The sequence below is a fragment of the Burkholderia sp. DN3021 genome (assembly GCF_049805555.1).
Taxonomy (GTDB): Bacteria; Pseudomonadota; Gammaproteobacteria; order Burkholderiales; family Burkholderiaceae; genus Burkholderia; species Burkholderia pyrrocinia_C.
Map to the genome: position 1 here is coordinate 37,554 of NZ_JBNCAB010000006.1, position 20,219 is coordinate 57,772.

Here is a 20,219-nt window from a genome sequence, read left to right on the forward strand (position 1 = left end):
CGCCGCCTGCTGCATTACTCGATCACACCGAGATTGAGACCGGCAATCTTCTGCAGCGCAGCCTCGCCGGATGCGACACTGTTGCGGAAGATGCCCCGGTTGATGCCAACGAGGCCGCCGAAGGTCTGGTTCGACGATCCATTGATCCGCCCGCTTGCGGCAGAGCGCTCGACGAGCCCCGCGTTCAGGCCGACCAGGCCGCCGAGCGTCGAGTAGCAGCCGGCGCTGATCGTCCCCGACGCCGACACGTCGCGTAGCGTGCCGAGGTTTTCGCCGGCAAAGCCGCCCACCGTGCTCGACGAGCCGCCCGTCACGTTGCCGGTTGCCGACGCGGCCTCGATCGTGCCGAATCGCGTGTTCGCGCCGGCGAACCCGCCCACCGACGCGCCGGTGCCGGCCGACACGTCGCCGCTCGCGTCGACGTTGGCCAATTCCGCCTCGTTGCTGCCGACGAAGCCGCCCGTCTTGCTGTAACTGCCGCCCGTCGTCTTGCCGCGTGCGACCGCGTGACCAATCCGGCCGCCGAGATGACTGCCGACGAAACCGCCATTGGCGCCCTGACCACCCGTTACCGCACCATGCGCTTCCGCCATGTCGATGAACGCGTTGTCGCCGAGGTTGATGCCGACGAAACCGCCTGTCGAACCTGTCGATGCGCTCGAGACGGTGCCCAGCGCCTTGCTGTCGGCCACCTTGCCCTGGTTCAGCCCGACGAAGCCGCCGATTGCCTGCGCGTATCGGCCATCCACGACACCGCTCGCACTCGAACCGGTGATCGTGCCGGTATTGTTGCCGACGAACCCGCCTGCCGTGCCGCTCGAGCCGCCCGTTACGCGCCCCAGCGCCGATCCGTCGACGATCTTGCCGAGCATGTTCGCACCCACAAGCCCGCCGACGTTCACGCCGGCGAGGTTGTAGCCGGATGTGGTGCCGGATGTGGTGCCGCGGCTCGTCGAGCGCAGAATTTCACCACCCCGGTTCACGCCGACGAGACCGCCGATCGACGCGCGGTTCGATGCGCCGCCGGATACGGTCGCGTTGGACTCGCTGTCGGACACGATGCCGGCAAGCTGATCCAGGCGGTTCTCGCCGACCAGGCCTCCGACGGCGTCCGACATGCTGTTGCCCGTTACCGATCCCGAATACGACGTCCGGGAAATCTCGCCGCTATTGATGCCGACCATACCGCCCAGCGCATTGTTGCGGCTGGCGCCGGCACTCACCTGCATACCCGTCGCGGTCACGTTCGAGATCTTGCCGGCGTTTTCGCCCACCAGCCCGCCGATGGCCACCGGCCCCACGCCCGACGCAGCGCTGACACGCAACGACTTCAGGTTGAGGTTGGCGAGCGTGCCGGTGTTGCGGCCGAACAGCCCCGCATACGCATCGCTGCTCGCGATGGTGAGGTTGCTGATCGTGTTGCCGAGGCCGTCGAACACGCCGGCGAACGACGCGCCCGAACCGATCGTCTTGAACGCGGTGCCGTAATAGTAGGAACCGGCGATGTCGTTGCCGAGCACGTACAGCCCGTCGAGATTCGCATTGACGGCCTGCAACTGCTGCAGATTCTGGATCACCGTATAGCGATAGCCGTTCGATTCGAAACCGGCGCCTACCCCCGACAGCGTCACGGCCGCGCCGCCCGACAGCGAGTGCGCGACGCCGTAGTCGAGCGTCAGCAGCGCGTTCGCGCCGGTCAGCGCGATCGGGGCCGCGATCCGCACGTTCTGCTTCGCGTCGATGGCCACCCGCGCATTCGCGCCCGTCGCGCGCAGCGCGCCGTTGACCGACACGTCGCCCTGCCGGCTGGCCAGCGTCAATCGGTTGCCGCCGGCCCAGGTCACCGGCCCGTCGACCGATAGTTGCCCGCGTTCCGCGACCAGTTCGACATCGGTGGTCGCGAGATTGCGCGACAGCGTGTCGGCCACGATCGTGCCCGGCTGGTTCGCACCGGCCTTGACCGACACGTCGGACGACGCGATGCGCCAGGTGCCGACGCGCCCGTTGGTCGCGCGCGTGTCGACCATCGCGCCGAGCGCCACCTTCACGTCGGCGCCGCGGGTTTCGACCGTGCCGCCGTTGCCCGGCATTGTCGCACTCGCGTTCAGCACGCCCGCGACGTTGACGGTGCCGGCGTCGTGACCGTCCAGCGAGATCCGGCCCGCGGCATTCCTGAGCGTGCGCGCCTCGATGACGCCCTGGTTGTTGACCACCGTGCGCAGCAGCGTATCGGCGGTCTTCGCGCTCATCAGCACCTGCCCGCCGTCGGCCCTCAGCAACTGCTCGTTGCTGACCAGCGCGTTGACGATGCCCTGGTCGATCTGCACGCTGAGCAGCTTGCTGCCGTCGAAGTTCAGCGTGGCGTCGCTGCCCGCGCCCAGCGCGACGGTGCCCATCTGCGCCTGGACGATCCCCTTGTTGATGACTTTCGCGCCGAGCAGCGCGATCGCGCCGCCTTCGCCCGCCACGAGATTGCCGAAGTTCTGCACTTCGCTCGGAGACTGGCCGGAAAACCGGTAGCGGCCTGCCTCGAAGTCGTCGTTCCTGATATCCAGTGTCGTCGCCACCAGGCCGCCGACATTGACCTGCGCGCTCTTGCTGAACAGGATCCCGTTCGGATTGACGAGGAACACGCGGCCGTTCGCATCGAGATTGCCGTGGATTGCGCTGCCGTCCTGGCCGACGACCCGGTTCAGCGCGATCGACGCCGCGGACGGCTGGTTGAACGTGACGCGCTGCCCTTTGTCGATGTTGAACGTTTGCCAGTCCGTCACCAGCTTGTCGCTATGCTGGTTGATCGACATCTGCTGCCCGTTGTCGTAACGGTGAATGTCGCCTTTCCCGGACACGATCTTCTCGCCTGTCGGCAGCGCATGCACGGACGTCGCCGCACCGCAGGCGAGCAGCGCCAGCACCGAGACGACACGCGCACGCGTCGCGGACTTGCCGTGCCGGCGTGCCCGTTCGCCGGCGACCTGCCAGGCGCCTTGCGCATCGTTCCATATCAAAGAGTAGGTCTTGTTCACTTTCGTTTTTCCTTGTTGTGGTTGAATCCCTGCCGATGCCCGCGGCAGGACGGGTACTGCAAGCATTCCCGCCCCGTCGGTCACGGCGGCGCGAGCCGCGCCCGGTATTCGTGCGTTGCACCGCTGTCGTCGACGGCGTCGAACACGATCTCGCCCGGCCCCGCGCCGGCCTGCGTGCCGATCGGGATCTCGGCCCGGCCGAACGGCGCGACATCCGTCGCCGTGTTCGCCGGTACCGCACGCTCGCCGTTCAGCAACACGCGCGTCAGCGTCACGTAGTACGGCGTGGGATTGAGCGCGACGATCGACGACGCTGCCTTCGTGCCGGCGTGCGTCCATGCGAGCCGGTTCGGTGCGTCGTCCGGGTCGCCATCGAGACCGGGCGGCCGAACCAGCAGCTTCATCCTGAGCCGGTACGCGATGCGCAGCGCGTGGTCGCCCGCCGGCGCGGCCGGCGGTACTTCGAGCAGGTTGATCCAGAAACAGGATTCCCGGTCCGCGGCGAGGCCGCCGCCGACCGACTGCACACGGATCGACAACGGCTGCCCCGGATCGAGCCGGGCGAGCGGCGGCGCGACGACGAACGGCACGCGCAGGCGGCTCGGGTCGGCGTTCGCATCGCCATCGTCGATCCAGGCCTGGACGAGAATGGGGGCGTCCCCGCCGTTGCGCGCGAAGATCGTCAGTGCGCGCGCATCGCCCGGATAAACGAAGCGGGTACCGGTCACGGACAACGCTGCGTCGCACCGGACCGTGCCGAAGCTCGCGACGCAGGCCAGCGCCGCCGCGCGCACGATGCGGCCGGTGCCGGGACATCCGCGCAAACGGCGTGGCAACGTGCGGATGACGGAAGCGAAACGAAAAGCCGAGCCGTGCATCGGGCTAGCGCTCCTCGATACGGCCGGCCGACGGTACGGCCGCCGTCGGCATCACCGTCGCCGCGCGGCAGATGCCCGCCAGCGTCACATAGCCGCTACCCGAACGCTGCGCGGCCGGCACCGCGTAATCGATCACGCACTGCTGATCCGCGCGCGTACCCCATTCGACGCGAATCCGGCCGTCGTCCGCAGCACTGCGCACGAACAGGCGGCTGCCCTGTCCGACCACGCCGAGCGCCTCACCGGTACCCGCGTCGAGCGCACGCGCAGCGAACGGCAGCGGCCGACCGTCGTCGGTCTGCGCATCGATCAGCAGCGCGCGCGCCTTCAGCGTGTCGTAAGACAGCATGACGATCGAACCCGAGCGCGGGGCAACGCTGTGCGACACGGTCTTCAGTTCGACGTCCTCGGGCACGTCCTTCGGATCGATGTCGATCTTGTTGAGCTGATACGGAATGAGGCTCGGCACGATCGCGTAACCGAAGCGGTCGACGCGTGCGCTCGTGTTCGCAACCAGTGCGCCGCGCGCGTTCGGCGCGTGTACGACACCGATGGTCTCGCTCAACGTGGGCGCCGGTGTCAGGCCGCCCGGGTGCAGAACGAGGCCGCCCGTTGCGCTCGCCGACGCCTGCTGGTAGTCGCGCCCGATGCCGAGATTCGCCGACAGCGACACGGCCGGCCGCTGATAGCCGACGCCGAAACTGCCCGACGACGCCCGGTTGTTGCCGTCGTAGCTCGACGACAACGAATACGATCCATCGTTGCGCTCGCCGAAACGGCCCGCCAGGCTCGCCGAGGCGCTCGTACCGTTGCTGCTGTCGTGCGTCATCAGCGTGCTGAAGATCGGTGCGCGTCGCGCGTTGCGCCCCAGCGGAATCGATACGTTCAGGCTCGCGAGCGTGCTGCCCGCCCCGCCGCCGAACGACGGCTCCCGCGCGGACAGGTTGCGCACGCGCTGCACCGACGCGGTCACCGTGGCGTCGCGCCACTGCGTGCTGTAGCCGAGCGTGAAGCTGAGCGACTGTCCGCCTCCCGCCCAGTAGCTGAGCGCCGATCCGTTCGCATAGAGGTTGCCCGACCGCCCGATCCGCTGGCTCACGTTGAGATCGACCCGATTGCGCAGCCGCGAAAACGACGCCGCGCCCTGGTCGCTCCGGCCGTTCAGCAGCAACGCGTCGCGCAGGCCAAGATAGCCTTTCGTCGAGTAGCGATACGCGAGCAGCGAAAAGTTCGTGCCGCTGTTCGGCAGGTTCTTGCTGTATGACACGCGGATACTCGAGCCGGTCAGGCGCTCGCTGCCTGGCGGCTGGGTCCGCGCGATCGTGACGTCCGCCGCGAAGCCGCCGATCGACGTATTGAGCGCGACGCCCATCAGCATCGACTGGTAGCGGTTCGCGAACGCGGCGCCGCCGTAGGCCGTCACCGCATTGCTGACGCCACGCTGCATGGTGAACTGGCCGACGTACTGCGTGCCGATGTCGCCGCCGAGTTCGATCGCCTGCCCCGCCATCGCGCTGAACCGTGTGCTGCCGGGGCGCAGCAGCTGGACTGTCGTCGCGAACGGAACCACGAAGCTGCGCGTTTCGCCGTTGGCCTCGGTCACCGTCACGTTCAGGTCGCCGCCGTAGCTCATCGCCTGCAGGTTGTCGATCGCGAACGGTCCCGGCGCAACGGTCGTCTCGTGAACGAGATAGCCGCGCTGGTAGATCGATACCTTGGCATTCGATTGCGCGACGCCGCGCACGACCGGCGCGTAGTAGCGCTGCTCGTCGGGCAGCATCCGGTCGTCGCTGGCAATTTGTACGCCGCGAAACGACACGGCGTCGAACAGCGCACCGCTCGTCGAGCTTTCGCCGGCCAGCAACTGCGCACGCCAGTCGGGTAGATCGGTCTGCGCGTAAACGTAGCCGCGTTGATAGCGGGCGCCGCCGCGCTGCGACCAGGTGAGGTTGCCGTTGTGGCGAATCCGGAACCGCCCGGCGCTCGCGGCCATCGAAAGGCCCGTGTAGAGCTGCGAGAATTCGTAGCCGCCGGAACGCGTCGTGAACACGCTTGCGTTGTAGTTCAGCCACGCGGCCGGCACGCCGTTCGTCCAGTTCGCCGGATCGACGTAGGTACTCCGGCTGGCGAGCCGCATGTAGAACTGCGGCACCGTCAGATACAGTTTCTGTTCGGCCGCATCGAACGACAGCGCGGCGCCAGGCACGTATCGAGACGGTGCATCGCAGATCGGCCCGTCGGGCATCGGATTCGGCGGCTGGCTGGCGTCCTGGCCCCGCGCGCTTCGGTCGAGGTCAACGCCGGCCCGCTGCAGCAGCAGCCGGTCATAGCAAGGCAGCACGTCGCCACGCGCGTCGTGACGGAACGTGATGTCTTCCACGCCACGCCACTGCCCGTTGACGATCAGGTCTGCACGATGCACGCCCGGCGCGACGGCATTCGGACGCCCGAACGGCGTCGTATCGATCGGTTCGCTGTCCGGGCCATGCATCAGCATCGAATCGTCGAAGTGCGTCTCGCCGGCCGCCGGCGCAACCGGCGACGCGCTTGCGGTCGCGCGGCGCGCGTCTTCCCGCGCGACCGGGTCGATCGTATCCGCGACGGCGTTCGTGCCCGACGTCATCGCGACCGACGCGAACACGGAAGCGACCGCCAGCAGACAAGGCCGCTGCGGAAGCCGCGGGGCAAGCCTCGACGCGCATGAAGATTGGAAACCTGCTGAACTGCGCATGTGGATTCAGTTAATTCGCATGCCGAATCGATTATCCGGGACCGGCATGCTGGATCGTGCCTTCTGGATGCGTTGCGTGGACAGACTGCTCAGTCGGTCAATTTTTTGGTTATCGTGCTTTGCCCGCCGTAGTCGTCGATGGTCACGAAGCGCACGGCCGTCGGGCGATGCGACAGCGCGGCGGCGCCCTGCAACGGGAAGCGCTGGGAGCCGAACGGTGCGACCATCCCCCCACCGGCCGGGATGAACGTGCCGCCGATGTCGCCCTCGACCATCCCGAACGAAACGTAATACGGCGTCGGATTGGAAACCTCGAGCGATACCTGCCGTCCGCCCTCGTGCGACGCATCGGCAGACGCCTTCCACACCAGTTTGTCCTGCGCCGTTTCGACGTCGTTCGCGAGCGACGAGGGCCGGTAAAACATCTTGATGCGGGTTCGGAAGGCGAAGCGCAGCTGGTTGTCCGCGTCTTTCTGTACCGTCGGCACCTCGAGCACATTCAGCCAGAACACCGATTCACGGTCGACGGGCAACTGCGCCTGCATGTTCGTAATGCGCAGCACGGCGCCCCTCCCTGCTTCGACGCGCACCAGTGTCGGCGCAACCACGAATGGCGTGCGCATCTGTTCGGGCGGAACGTCGGCGCGGCCGTCGTCGATCCAGCTCTGCGCGAGTACGGGTTCGGTGCCCGAATTTTCCATCCGGACCGTCACGTCGCGAGCACGCTCGGGGAAAATCACCCGGGTACCGTCCAGCAAAAGCGCCGCCTGCGCCAGCGTGGCGCAGACGGCCCACGCCATGACACCGGACACGACTTGTAAATAAGGATAACGAATTGACAAGGTCATGACGTGGAACGAGAAATGCACCGATCAGTGGTAAGCGAGCATATAGCGGATGAACGAATTGCCCGAACCAGTCTTGATCGCATCCGGCGCGGCCGTCGACACGTACGATGCCGTATAGGTCAGGGTCGCGGCGTTGTTCGCGACGATCGCGACCTGGGCATCCGCGATGTTCTGCGGCGTGCCGAGCATGATCTTGCCGGCCTTTCCGTTACCCGCGTCGCTGATCTGGATCTCGACGCCTTCCGCCGGCTTCGTGCCGATGAGCTTCAGGTTGCCCGTCGCGGGATTGATGTTCACCGACACCGGATCGAATTCGATCACGACCTTCGTGCCGTTGGTACAGCCCGTGTTGCCGCCGATAGCCAGGTTGAACGTGACAGGCGTCGACGTCGCACCGATCTTGTCGAAGGTGCTCGGGCTGATGCTGTGGCCGAGCGACACCTCTTTCCGGTTGCCGGGGCCAGGAGCCTCGCCATTGATGTTGCAGGTGACGTCGGAGATGCTGCCGTTGAAATCGAGCTGGCCGTGGAACGCGTGGGAAACCGACGGCACCAGTGCGACACTCGCGATACCCGCTGCAACGCAACTCCGAAGCAGATTCATTTTCATCGTTGAATTCCTCTAAAAATGGATGATTTTTCTCGGAACAGACCGATCGGCACACGGGCATTCAACCCTTCCGCCGACTGCCCGCGACACGGATCGGATCGCCTTATTCCGGAAGACTGGATGATTCCGTCCGAAAAATGACGACCGAACCATTTTATTTACCCAAGCAACTTCCCGATATCGTACGAGTAAGAAATATCGGGACCATTTTTCCATTTACGAGAAATTCAAATGACCGCATAGGCCAACGATCGTGTCTTCTGCCTGCGGTCGCCGCTATTGGAGCGTGCCATGCCGGCCAGACCGCGCCTATGGCTCGTCAACCGGCATCCGACAAACGGCCCGACAGGGTGAAATGCGGCCCGATCGACACTTTTCATCGCATGCGGCACAAAGCCCCAAAAAAAATCGACGAATCCGTTCAGCGCTAACGATTATTTATCTTGAAAACAAACCAATCCGGAATGTCTCATTGATACAAATCAAAAATTTGACAAATCCCATAAGCAAACTTCTCAAACCTCCGCCTTTCACAAAGGAATTAACCGTACATATCGCGCATTGGAAACCGGATTTCGCTTTCCATACCGATTCGCCATCGCGAGCGGGCATTTCTTCCAGCGATCGCGTCGACGCACACACCGCGATGGACTTGTCCCATTCGCATCGTTCCGGGATGGATCCGGACCGACACCCACCCCGCCTCGGCCGGCAACGGACGCAGCACGCAAAAAAACGCCCGCTGCAAGCAGCGGGCGCGAATCCCAGTCAAGGAGGTGTCACACGAACTACGGGTTCAGAATAAAAGGAGCGCCGGCCGACGACAACGAATGGATCGCCATATCGATATCGCGTGCGCGTCGATACGCTTGCACGGGTTCGCACGAACATGGCCCGTCCGCTGAAAAAAAACGGCGCCCCGCCGCAATGGCGGGACGCCGCTGGTGGTGCGCCGGGGGGCTGCGCCGGCCGGATGGTCGGGCAGCGCCGTGCGCGATCACGGTTCGTTGCGCAGATACCCTTCCTTGCTCGGATCGCGCATCCGCCACGACACGATCAGCGAGATCGCGCACAGCACCGTCACGTACCAATAAAAGGTTTCCTCGCTGCCGATCGACTTGAACCACAGCGCGACATACTCGGCCGAGCCGCCGAAGATCGCGTTCGCGACCGCGTACGACAGGCCGACGCCCATCGCGCGCACTTCCGGCGGGAACATCTCGGCCTTGATGAGGCCGCTGATCGACGTATAGAAGCTGACGATCGCCAGCGCGACCGTGATCAGCACGAACGCGGCCACGGGGCTCGTCACGTCCTTCAGCGCATGCATCAGCGGCACCGTGCCGATCACCGCGAACGAGCCGAACAGGATCATCGACGTGCGGCGGCCGATCTTGTCGGACAGTGCGCCGAACACCGGCTGTATCAGCATGTAGACGAGCAGCGCGACGGTCATCACGTTGCTGGCCGTCTTCGCGTGCATGCCGGCCGTGTTCACGAGGTACTTCTGCATGTACGTCGTGAACGTATAGAAGATCAGCGAGCCGCCGGCCGTGAAGCCGACCACCGTCAGGAACGCGCCCTTGTGCCGCCACACGCCGCGGATCGTGCCGGCGTCCTTCTTGTCGCGCGATGCGCTCGTCGACGTCTCGTCGAGCGATTTCCGCAGGTACAGCGAGATCAGCGCGGCCGCCGCGCCGACGACGAACGGAATGCGCCAGCCCCACGCCTTCAGTTCATCGGTCGACAGCGTCTGCTGCAGGATCACGAGCACCAGCAACGCACAAAGCTGGCCGCCGATCAGCGTCACGTACTGGAACGACGCGAAGAAGCCGCGCCGGCCCTTCAGCGCGACCTCGCTCATGTAGGTCGCGCTCGTGCCGTATTCGCCGCCCACCGACAGGCCCTGGAACAGGCGCGCGACCAGCAGCAGCGCCGGCGCGAGCGCGCCGATCTGCGCATAGGTCGGCAGCACCGCGATCACGAGCGAACCGCCGCACATCATCAGCACCGAGATCATCATCGCCGCGCGGCGGCCGTGACGGTCGGCGATGCGGCCGAACAGCCAGCCGCCGATCGGGCGCATCAGGAAACCGGCCGCGAACACGCCGGCCGTGTTCAGCAGCTGCGTCGTCGTGTTGCCGCTCGGGAAGAACGCCGGCGCGAAGTACAGCGCGCAGAACGAGTAGATGTAGAAGTCGAACCACTCGACGAGGTTGCCCGATGAGGCGCCGACGATGGCGAACACGCGCCGCCGGGTGTCATGCGCGGACAGCGCAGCTTGGTCGGTCTGGACGTCCATGGATTGGTCTGTTCCTTTTAATGCTTTCTGGGCGAGACGGCTTGGGGGCCGCCGCGTGCGGTCGCTCGCGGCACCGGTTCCGGCGGCACGGCGCTACGGGATTTTAGCGAAATGTAAAGTAACAGGCTTTCCGGGTTCGTCCGGATGTAGAAAATTTTTCTCCCGCCGCGCGTTCGTCATATGAAAACGCCAGCCCGCAGGCTGGCGTCCGATGCAAACTATTCGAAAGCGGCGCTCACACGCGCACCTCCGGCGGCACGTAGCGGCACTCGTAGCGCTTGCGCACGGTGCCGGCCTCGTCGACGCTTTCCAGGTACACGTCGAACTGCCAGAGCCGCGCCATGTGCTTGAGCACTTCGTCGCTGTCGTTCGACAGGTGGCGGTTGTCGGTCATGAAGTGGCGCAGCGTGAGGCTGCGGTCGCCGCGCGTGTTCACGGCCCACACCTGGATGTTCGGCTCGCGGTGATGGATGTCGTACTGCCGCGACAACGCCTGCCGCACGTACTGGTAGCCGGAATCGTCGTGGATCGCCGACACCTCGAGCGAATCGCGCATGTCGTCGTCGAGCACCGAGAAGAGCCGCATCTCGCGGATCAGGTTCGGCGACAGGTACTGCGCGATGAAGCTCTCGTCCTTGAAGTTGCGCATCGCGTAGTGCATCGCCGGCAGCCACGGGGTGCCCGCGATCTCCGGAAACCACTTGTAGTCCTCTTCCGTCGGCGCTTCGCAGATCCGCCGGATGTCGCTCATCATCGAGAAACCGAGCGCGTACGGGTTGATTCCGCTGTAGTACGGTTTCGTGACGGGCGGCTGGTAGACCACGTTGCTGTGCGAATGCAGGAACTCCATCATGAAGCTGTCTTCCAGCTTGCCCTGGTTGTACAGCGTGTTCAGCAGCGTGTAGTGCCAGAACGTCGCCCAGCCTTCGTTCATCACCTGCGTCTGCCGCTGCGGGTAGAAATACTGGCCGATCTTGCGCACGATGCGGATCACTTCCCGCTCCCACGGCTCGAGCAGCGGCGCGTTCTTCTCCGCGAAATACAGCAGGTTCTCCTGCGGCTCGGACGGATAGCGGTCTTCCTGCTCCTCCATCAGCTCAGGTTTCTTGCCCGGCAGCGTGCGCCACAGTTCGTTCACCTGCGACTGCAGGTACGCCTCACGCTCGCGCCGCAACGCCGCTTCCTTCGACAGCGACGGCTTCTGCGGCCGCTTGTAGCGGTCGACGCCGTAGTTCATCAGCGCATGGCACGAATCGAGCAGTTCCTCGACGCGATCGAGCCCGTAGCGCTCCTCGCATTCCGCGACGTAGTTCTTCGCATACACGAGATAGTCGATGATCGCGTGCGCGTCGGTCCACAGCCGGAACAGGTAGTTGCCCTTGAAAAACGAGTTGTGCCCGTACGCCGCGTGCGCGATCACGAGCGCCTGCATCGTCATCGTGTTCTCTTCCATCAGATACGCGATGCACGGGTTCGAATTGATGACGATTTCGTACGCGAGGCCCATCTGGCCGCGGCGGTAGCTCTTCTCGGTCGAAAGGAAGTGCTTGCCGAACGACCAGTGGCGGTAGTTGACGGGCATCCCGACCGACGCATACGCGTCCATCATCTGTTCGGCGCTGATCAGTTCGAGCTGGATCGGGTAGATGTCGAGCTCGTATTGTTCGGCAACCTGCGAGATGTGCGTGTCGTATTCCTCGAGCAGTTCGAACGTCCAGTCGGACGGGCACGGCAGCGGCTTGCGTTCGGCAACGTTCATACGCGCTTCCTTTTGCCCGGAACCGGGCAAGTCGGCGGCCGGCGGCGACGGTTCGGCCTGCGCGCGTTGCTGCGATGCGGCAGGACCGGCCGTGTTGTCGCCGGAGGGGCGCGGCTCGTAGCCGCGCGACTCGTTGTGCAGATGGCGGGTCGTCATGACGTTTCCACCTGCTTTTCGAACAATTCGCGAAACACCGGGTAAATGTCGGCAGCCGATTCCACTTTTTTCATCGCGAGATGCGGTTGCGACAGCGCCAGTTGCGCGTATTCCAGCCACAAATTCTGCTCTTCCGGCGCGACCTGGATATACGCGAAGTAACGCGTCTTCGTGAGGATATCCTCTTCCAGGATTTTGCGACACTTGGGCGAATCATCGGTCCAGTTGTCGCCGTCGGACGCCTGCGCGCCGTAGATGTTCCATTCGGTCGGCGAGTAACGCTCGTTCTGCACCTTGCGCATCAGTTCGAGCGCGCTCGACACGACCGTGCCGCCGCTCTCGGTCGAATGGAAGAAGGTATCCTCGTCGACTTCCTCGGCGCGCGTATGGTGACGGATGAACACGACCTCGATGCGCTCGTAGTTGCGCTTGAGGAACAGGTAAAGCAGGATGAAGAAGCGCTTCGCGAGATCCTTGCGCTGCTCGTCCATCGAGCCCGACACGTCCATCAGGCAGAACATCACGGCCTGGCTCGACGGCTGCGGCTGCTTCACGCGGTTGATGTAGCGCAGGTCGAACGGATCGATGAACGGAATCCGCCAGATGCGCCCCTTCAGGTGATGGATCTCGGCCTCGAGCGTCGCGATTTCCGCGCGGCGGTCTTCCGGATCGCTCTTCATCGCTTCGAGCTGTGCCTCGAGTTCGCGCAGCTCGTTGACGAGCGGCGAGCCGAGCGCGATGCGCCGGCCGAGCGCGCTGCGCAGCGAGCGCACGACGTCGATGTTGTTCGGCGTGCCTTCCGCCGACCAGCCCGCGCGCACGTTCTTCCAGCTCGGCACCGTCAGCAGGTGCGTCTTCACGAGGCGCGGCAGCTCGAGATCGTCGAAGAAGTACTGCATGAACTCGTCGCGCGACAGCTCGAACACGAAGTCGTCCTGCCCTTCGCCCTCGTTGCTCGCCTGACTGCCGCCGCCGCCCGAACCGCCCTGCGGGCGCGGGATCTTGTCGCCGCGCACGTAGTCCTCGTTGCCGGGATGCACGTATTCACGGCGCCCGCCCGGCCCGTGCCGGAAATTCGGCTCCGCGATGTCCTTGCGCGGGATCGTGATGCTCTGCGTGCTCTGGATATCCTTGATGCTACGGTCGCGCACCGCGTCGGACACGGCACGACGAATGTAGTTCTTGACGCGACGCAAAAAGCGTTCGCGGTTGGCGATACTCTTGTTCTTGCCGGCCAGCCTGCGGTCGATGATTTGATGAAGCACTGCCGGTCTCCCGCTCGAAAGTCGATATGCCGGGACGCTCGCCGCACATGCCGTCTCCCGTCATGCGGGCGGCGCCCCTGAAAGCGCCCGTGCGGACTCGCCGCACGGGCTCGGTACCGCGCGCGTCATGACGACTTGCGCACGCGCAGATACCAGTCGCAAAGCAGCCTCACCTGCTTCGGCGTATAGCCCTTCGCGACCATCCGGTTTACAAAGTCCTCATGCTTGCGCTGCTCCTCCGCCGAACCCTTTGCGTTGAACGAAATCACCGGCAACAGTTCCTCGGTGTTCGAGAACATCTTCTTCTCGATCACGACGCGCAACTTCTCGTAGCTCGTCCACACGGGGTTCTTGCCGGCATTCGCCGCCCGCGCACGCAACACGAAGTTCACGATCTCGTTGCGGAAATCCTTCGGATTGCTGATGCCGGCCGGCTTCTCGATCTTCTCCAGCTCCGCGTTCAGCGCGGCGCGATCGAAGCTCTCGCCCGTATCGTGATCGCGGAATTCCTGATCCTGGATCCAGAAGTCGGCATACGTGACGTAGCGGTCGAAGATGTTCTGGCCGTACTCCGAATACGACTCGAGGTAGGCCGTCTGGATCTCCTTGCCGATGAAATCCGCGTAGCGCGACGCGAGCACGTCCTTCACGAAGGACAGGTACTTCTGCTCGGTTTCCGGCGGGAACTGCTCGCGTTCGATCTGCTGTTCGAGCACGTACATCAGGTGCACGGGGTTGGCCGCAACCTCGCTCGAATCGAAGTTGAACACGCGCGACAGGATCTTGAACGCGAAGCGTGTCGACACGCCCGTCATCCCTTCGTCCACACCCGCGTAGTCGCGATATTCCTGGTAGGACTTCGCCTTCGGATCGGTGTCCTTCAGATTTTCGCCGTCGTACACCTGCATCTTCGAGAACAGGCTCGAATTCTCCGGCTCGTGCAGGCGCGACAGCACCGAGAACTGCGACATCATCTTCAGCGTGCCCGGCGCGCATACGGCCTCGGCGAGCGACGAGTTGCGGATCAGCTTCTCGTAGATCTTGATCTCTTCCGACACGCGCAGGCAGTACGGCACCTTCACGACGAAGATCCGGTCGAGCAGTGCCTCGTTGTTGCGGTTGTTGCGGAACGCCTTCCACTCCGACTCGTTCGAGTGCGCGAGGATGATCCCGTCGAACGGAATCGCGCCGAAGCCCTCGGTGCCCTTGAAGTTGCCTTCCTGCGTGGCGGTCAGCAGCGGGTGCAGCACCTTGATCGGCGCCTTGAACATTTCGACGAATTCGAGCAGGCCCTGGTTCGCGAGGCACAGGCCGCCCGAGTAGCTGTATGCGTCGGCGTCGTCCTGCGCATACTGCTCGAGCTTGCGGATGTCGACCTTGCCGACCAGCGACGAGATGTCCTGGTTGTTCTCGTCACCCGGCTCCGTCTTCGCAATGCCGATCTGCCGCAGGATCGACGGATAGCGGCGCACGACGCGGAACTGGCGGATGTCGCCGTTGTATTCGTGCAGGCGCTTGACGGCCCACGGGCTCAGGATGCTCTTCAGGTAGCGGCGCGGAATGCCGTACTGTTCCTCGAGGATCGGGCCGTCTTCGTCGTAGTCGAACAGCCCCAGCGGCGATTCGTTGACGGGCGAGCCCTTCAGTGCATAGAACGGCACGCGCTCCATCAGTTGCTTCAGACGCTCGGCGATCGACGACTTGCCGCCGCCCACCGGACCGAGCAGGTAGAGGATCTGCTTCTTCTCTTCGAGCCCTTGCGCGGCGTGGCGGAAATACGCGACCACCTGCTCGATCACTTCCTCCATTCCGTAGAACTCACGGAATGCGGGATAGACCTTGATGACCTTGTTCGCGAAGATCCGCGACAGGCGCGGCTCGTTGCGGGTATCGATGTGTTCAGGTTCCCCGATTGCTGCCAGCATGCGTTCACCAGCCGTCGCGTACGCGGATGGATCGTTCTTGCAGAGCGCGAGATACTCCTCCAGCGAGAGCTCTTCCTCTCGCATTTTTTCGAAGCGGTTCGCGAAGCTGCTGTAAATATCCATGCTACCTCCCTCGCCTGAGTCTGAAGACGTGCCTGCCTTCGTACGACTGCGCAGAAGCAAGCGCGTTCGAATTCATCCTAAACCCTTTCTAATTTTTTTTCACGAACTCTTCGTATGAAGTTCGTCATTCTCGACAACACCGCTTGGACAACGTATTTCGTCGTTTTACAATCGACCTCCCGAGCCGCAGAAACTGCATCCGTCGCGTCTCGTCGAACAACGGATCGTCTTGTGCGTTGGACACTTCCGACGTCGTCACGCCCCCCTTCATCCCTATACGTTCGAGCCGTCGTTTACGACGACACGCCGCGCGCACCGTTACAATTTTTTTGCCGTGCCCCTTACGGAGATACCCGTACGACGGATGCGGGAACACGACGCGCACCGTTGCGCGTATTGCGCGCATCCGTCGGTGCTGGTCGCGCGATGTATGCGACGATGCGTGACCGTTCACGCGCGCTGTCACATTTTGTCCGCCGCCGAAACGACGACGCCCGCATGTCGCGGGCGTCGTTCGTCACCAAATGGGGATAGATGCGCGGCACGCGCGAATCAGAAGGTCTCCCAGTCGTCACCGCCGGCGGCAGCAGCGACCGGCGCCGCTGCGGGCGCTGCGGATGCAGCCACGGGCTTGCGCGCCGGCATCGCCGCAGCCATGCGCTTCGGCGGTGCATCGCGATCGTCGCGCGCAGCAGCCTGTTGTGCCGGTGCCGGCGCGGCAACCGCCGCCGCGGGGGCGCGCGATGCGTGACGCACTGCGACCGGCGCGACGGCGCCCGGGCGTGCCGCTTCGTCGTCGAGCTGGAATACCGACGCCGTTTCACGCAGGCGCGCGGCCTGTTCATCGAGCGACTGCGCGGCGGCCGCGGCTTCCTCGACGAGCGCCGCATTCTGCTGCGTGACCTCGTCCATCTGCGCAACGGCGCGCGCCACCTGGTCGATCCCGCCGCTCTGTTCCTCGGACGCCGCGGCGATTTCGCCCATGATGTCCGTCACGCGCTGCACCGCACCGATCACGTCGCTCATCGTGCGCCCCGCTTCGTCGACCAGCGTGGAACCCGACCGGATGCGCTCCACCGACGCGTCGATCAGCGCCTTGATCTCCTTGGCCGCGGTCGACGAACGCTGGGCGAGGCTGCGCACCTCGCCCGCGACGACCGCGAAGCCGCGCCCTTCCTCGCCCGCGCGTGCGGCTTCGACGGCCGCATTCAGCGCAAGAATGTTGGTCTGGAACGCGATTCCCTCGATGATCGCGATGATGTCCGCGATCTTGGCCGAGCTGTCGTTGATCTCGCCCATCGTGCCGACCACCTGGCCGACCACCGTATTGCCCTTGTTTGCAATCTCCGATGCATTCGCGGCCAGCGCGCTTGCCTGGCGTGCATTGTCCGCGTTCTGTTTCACGGTGCCGGTCAGCTGTTCCATGCTCGATGCGGTTTCCTGCAGCGCAGCGGCCTGTTCCTCGGTGCGCGACGACAGGTCGATGTTGCCGGCCGCGATCTGGCGGGCCGCGGTCGCGATCGACTCGCTGCCGCCGCGCACGGTGCGAACCGTGTCGACGAGCCCCCGCTGCATCTTCGCGAGGCCGTCGAGAAGCTGGCCCATCTCGTCGCGCCGGTGCACGACGATCGGCCGGCGCAGGTCGCCTGCGGAAATCGCGTCGAAATGCGCGAGCGCGTCCGCGATCGGGCGGCCGATCGCGCGGCTCAGCGTCAGCCACGACAGCAGCGCGGCGCCGATGCCGGCCGCGAGCGCGACGATCGACAGCACGCGCAGCGTGTCGTACACCGATTGCGCATGATCGAAGCCCTCCTTTGCACCGGTGAACTGGAAGTTGCGCAGCGCTTCGCCCGCCACCGAGAGCTCGGTGTAGAGCGCCTGGAGCTGCTTGGCGCCGTCGCCGATGCGATCGCGCTGGTCGGCCACGACGATGCTCACGAACGCGTCGCAACTGCGTTGCAGCGCCAGCCGCTTCGCGGCGACATCCTGCGCCAGGCGATCCTCCTCCGCGTCGCGCGGCAGCGCGAGGTATTTCTGCCACCACGCGTCGGACTGCGTGCGCATCGCGCGGCTGCGCTCGATGGCCGCCGCCGAGTCGGGCGTGCCGGACAGCAGCGCCGCGCGGTCGAGCGCGAGGCGCTCGCGCGCGGCGAACATTTCCGCGACCGCCACGTCGACCGCACTCGGCATCTGGTTCGTGAAAATCTCGCGCGTCGAGTCGTTCGCACGCGTCATCCCGTACAGCCCGAGCACGCCGGTTACGCCCAGCAGCACCGCCAGAAACGCCATCGTCAAACCGATGCGCGCACGAATCGTCAGGTTTCTGAAGACCATCATCCTTCCTGTGTTGCGTCGTCATGAACGGGCCGGGCCCGTTGGCTCGAAGCATTGCTTCACTCCGTGCATTTACGACCGTACGCTGCACAACTTGATGGTTTCCACGGTATTTTTTCGAATTATTCGTCTGTTTATTTCATCCTTCTGAATAATTGGCGCGAGATCCGGGCGGCGACAAACAGGATGGGAGAAGGCTCGCGCGACGCCGGCCGGGGCAGCAGACACGGCCGGGCCGTCTCGTGCGACGGGCCGGCCGTCATGCGGCATCAGGGATCCAGCCCTATTCGGCCAGTTCCGCGAGTGTCGGAATCGACGGCTGCGCGCCCGCTCGCGTGACCGACAGCGCCGCCGCGCGTTGCGCGAAGCGGATGGCCGTGTCGACGTCCGCGCCGGCTGCGATCCGCGCGGAAAAGCCGCCGATGAAGGTATCGCCGGCTGCCGTCGTGTCGACGGCCTGCACGGTCGGGGCCGGATAATGCCGCGCGGTGCCGTCGGCCGTCAGCGCGAGCACGCCGCGCGCGCCGAGCGTGACCAGCACGTTACGCGCGCCGCCGGCCTGCAGCGCACGCGCGGCGGCTTCGGCACCGGCCGGATCGCGCACCGGCAGCGCGGTGAGCGCGGCCGCCTCGACTTCGTTCGGGATCAGGTAATCGACGAGCGGCAGCCAGCCGTCCGGCAGCGGCGCGACGGCCGGGGCCGGATTGAGCACCACCGTGCGGCCGAGCCGCCGCCCGGCCGACAGTGCCGCGAACACGGCATCGGGCGGCGTCTCGAGCTGGCAAATCAGCACGTCGGCCGACGCCAGCGCGGCTTCGTGCCGTGCGATCGTATCGGTCGTGACCTCGCCGTTGCCGCCCGCGACGATCACGATCGCGTTCTGGCTCGCATCGTCGACGACGATCAGCGCGACGCCGGTCGACGCCGACGCGCTCGTCGCGAGCCCCGTGCAGTCGATGCCCTCGGCTTCGAGGCCCGCGCGCAATGCCGCGCCGTGCGCGTCCGCGCCGACGCAGCCGATCATCGCGACCTGCGCGCCGAGCCGCGCGGCGGCAACGGCCTGGTTGCCGCCCTTGCCGCCGGCCGCCTGCGCGAACGCGTGCCCGGCGAGCGTTTCGCCCGGCAGCGGCAGCCGCGGTGCCCGCACGACGAGATCCATGTTCAGGCTGCCGACCACCGTCACGCGGCCGGCGCCCGCAGCGGCCGCCGTCATGCGCGACCGCCTGAGCCGGCCGGTTCGCGGTAGATCGCCGTCGATTCGCGCAGCACGAGGCGCGGCGACACGACGCGACGGCGGCTCGGCACGGCCGTCGAGCCGCCGCCGATCCTCTCGATCAGCGTCTGCGCGGCCATTTCGCCGAGCGCGCGCACCGACTGGCCGACCGTCGACAGCGCAGGATACGTGTAGCGGGAAAATTCGATGTCGTCGAAACCGATGATCGAGCAGTCGTCGGGCACGCGCAGCCCGCGCTCGGCGGCCGCGCGCAGCGCGCCGACGCCCATCAGGTCGTTGCCCGCGAAGATCGCGCTCGGCCGCACCGATTCGAACAGCCGCGACGCCGCGTGATAACCGCCGAGGCACGAAAAGTCGCTTTCCGCGATCGCGCCCGGCACGATGTCGACCCCGCGCTCGGCCATCGCGCGGATGAAGCCGTGCACGCGCATCGCGCTGACGGCCGTGTCGGTCGGCCCGGTGATGCAGCCGATCTTCGCGTGCCCAAGTTCGAGCAGGTGGCGCGTCGCCAGGTACGCGCCGCGTTCGTGGTCGATCTGCACGAGATCGGCCGCGAGCCCCTCGATGTTGCGGTCGACGACGACCAGCGGCGCATGCGTGTCCGCGAGCGTCTGCGCCAGCACCGCATCCTCGCCTGCCGATGCGACGATCAGCCCGTCGATGCGCTTTTCCTGCAGCACGCGCAGGTAGTTGCGCTGCTTCACGGGATCGTCGTCCGAGTTGCAGAAGAACACGCAATAGCCGTTGGCCGCGCACTGATCCTCGATGCCGCGCGCAAGCTCCGCGAAGTACGGATTCGTGCTGTTCGGCACGACGAGGCCGATGGTCGCCGTCGCCCGCGCCTTCAGCGAGCGCGCCACGGCCGATGGCACGTAGTTCAGCTCGCGGATTGCGCCCTCGACCTTCGCACGCACATCCGCGGACACCGGCCGCGAATTGTTCACCACGTGCGAGACGGTCGTAAACGACACGCCCGCCATGGCCGCCACATCCTTGATCGTCGCCATTTCCCGTTTCTCTCTGGTCTGT

Annotated in this window: 12 protein-coding genes; all 12 read right to left on the bottom strand. The window is 65.3% G+C overall.

All coding sequences use genetic code 11. The features are described from left to right. Positions 1-14: 14 nt before the first annotated feature. Positions 15-3,026, bottom strand: coding sequence for a GLUG motif-containing protein (locus ACPUER_RS05250; RefSeq protein WP_425130554.1), 3,012 nt, complete (start codon positions 3,024-3,026; stop codon positions 15-17). An 80-nt stretch (positions 3,027-3,106) separates the two neighbouring features. Next, positions 3,107-3,754, bottom strand: coding sequence for a fimbria/pilus periplasmic chaperone (locus ACPUER_RS05255; RefSeq protein ID WP_425130555.1), 648 nt, complete (start codon positions 3,752-3,754; stop codon positions 3,107-3,109). 154 nt (positions 3,755-3,908) lie between these two features. Continuing rightward, on the bottom strand, positions 3,909-6,545 hold the full coding sequence (locus ACPUER_RS05260) for a fimbria/pilus outer membrane usher protein (RefSeq protein ID WP_425130556.1): 2,637 nt from the start codon (positions 6,543-6,545) through the stop codon (positions 3,909-3,911). Positions 6,546-6,724: 179 nt separating this feature from the next. After that, a complete protein-coding gene (locus tag ACPUER_RS05265) occupies positions 6,725-7,483 on the bottom strand; it encodes a fimbrial biogenesis chaperone (protein WP_175961480.1) in 759 nt (252 codons plus the stop codon). A 24-nt stretch (positions 7,484-7,507) separates the two neighbouring features. Continuing rightward, a complete protein-coding gene (locus ACPUER_RS05270; RefSeq protein WP_175961481.1) occupies positions 7,508-8,092 on the bottom strand; it encodes a fimbrial protein in 585 nt (194 codons plus the stop codon). A gap of 997 nt (positions 8,093-9,089) precedes the next feature. Then, a complete protein-coding gene (locus ACPUER_RS05275) occupies positions 9,090-10,394 on the bottom strand; it encodes an MFS family transporter (RefSeq protein WP_034184126.1) in 1,305 nt (434 codons plus the stop codon). A gap of 235 nt (positions 10,395-10,629) precedes the next feature. Continuing rightward, complete coding sequence (locus ACPUER_RS05280) at positions 10,630-12,309, bottom strand: SpoVR family protein (RefSeq protein ID WP_175961482.1); 1,680 nt, start codon at positions 12,307-12,309, stop codon at positions 10,630-10,632. Further along, positions 12,306-13,574 carry a YeaH/YhbH family protein gene (locus ACPUER_RS05285; RefSeq protein WP_034184124.1) on the bottom strand — a complete coding sequence of 423 codons (1,269 nt, stop codon included), beginning with the start codon at positions 13,572-13,574 and terminating at the stop codon, positions 12,306-12,308. The genes ACPUER_RS05280 and ACPUER_RS05285 overlap by 4 nt, the downstream gene beginning before the upstream one ends. A gap of 125 nt (positions 13,575-13,699) precedes the next feature. Continuing rightward, positions 13,700-15,622: a PrkA family serine protein kinase gene (locus tag ACPUER_RS05290; protein ID WP_175961483.1), complete on the bottom strand. Its 1,923-nt coding sequence runs from the start codon at positions 15,620-15,622 to the stop codon at positions 13,700-13,702. Between the two features lie 552 nt (positions 15,623-16,174). After that, the gene (locus ACPUER_RS05295) at positions 16,175-17,956 is read right to left on the bottom strand and encodes a methyl-accepting chemotaxis protein (protein WP_175961484.1); all 1,782 of its coding nucleotides are present in this window, start codon (positions 17,954-17,956) and stop codon (positions 16,175-16,177) included. A 283-nt stretch (positions 17,957-18,239) separates the two neighbouring features. Then, complete coding sequence (rbsK, locus tag ACPUER_RS05300; protein ID WP_425130557.1) at positions 18,240-19,169, bottom strand: ribokinase; 930 nt, start codon at positions 19,167-19,169, stop codon at positions 18,240-18,242. Continuing rightward, positions 19,166-20,197, bottom strand: coding sequence for a LacI family DNA-binding transcriptional regulator (locus ACPUER_RS05305; RefSeq protein WP_175961486.1), 1,032 nt, complete (start codon positions 20,195-20,197; stop codon positions 19,166-19,168). Before ACPUER_RS05305 ends, rbsK begins: the two co-directional genes overlap by 4 nt. Between the last annotated feature and the right edge of the window lie 22 nt (positions 20,198-20,219).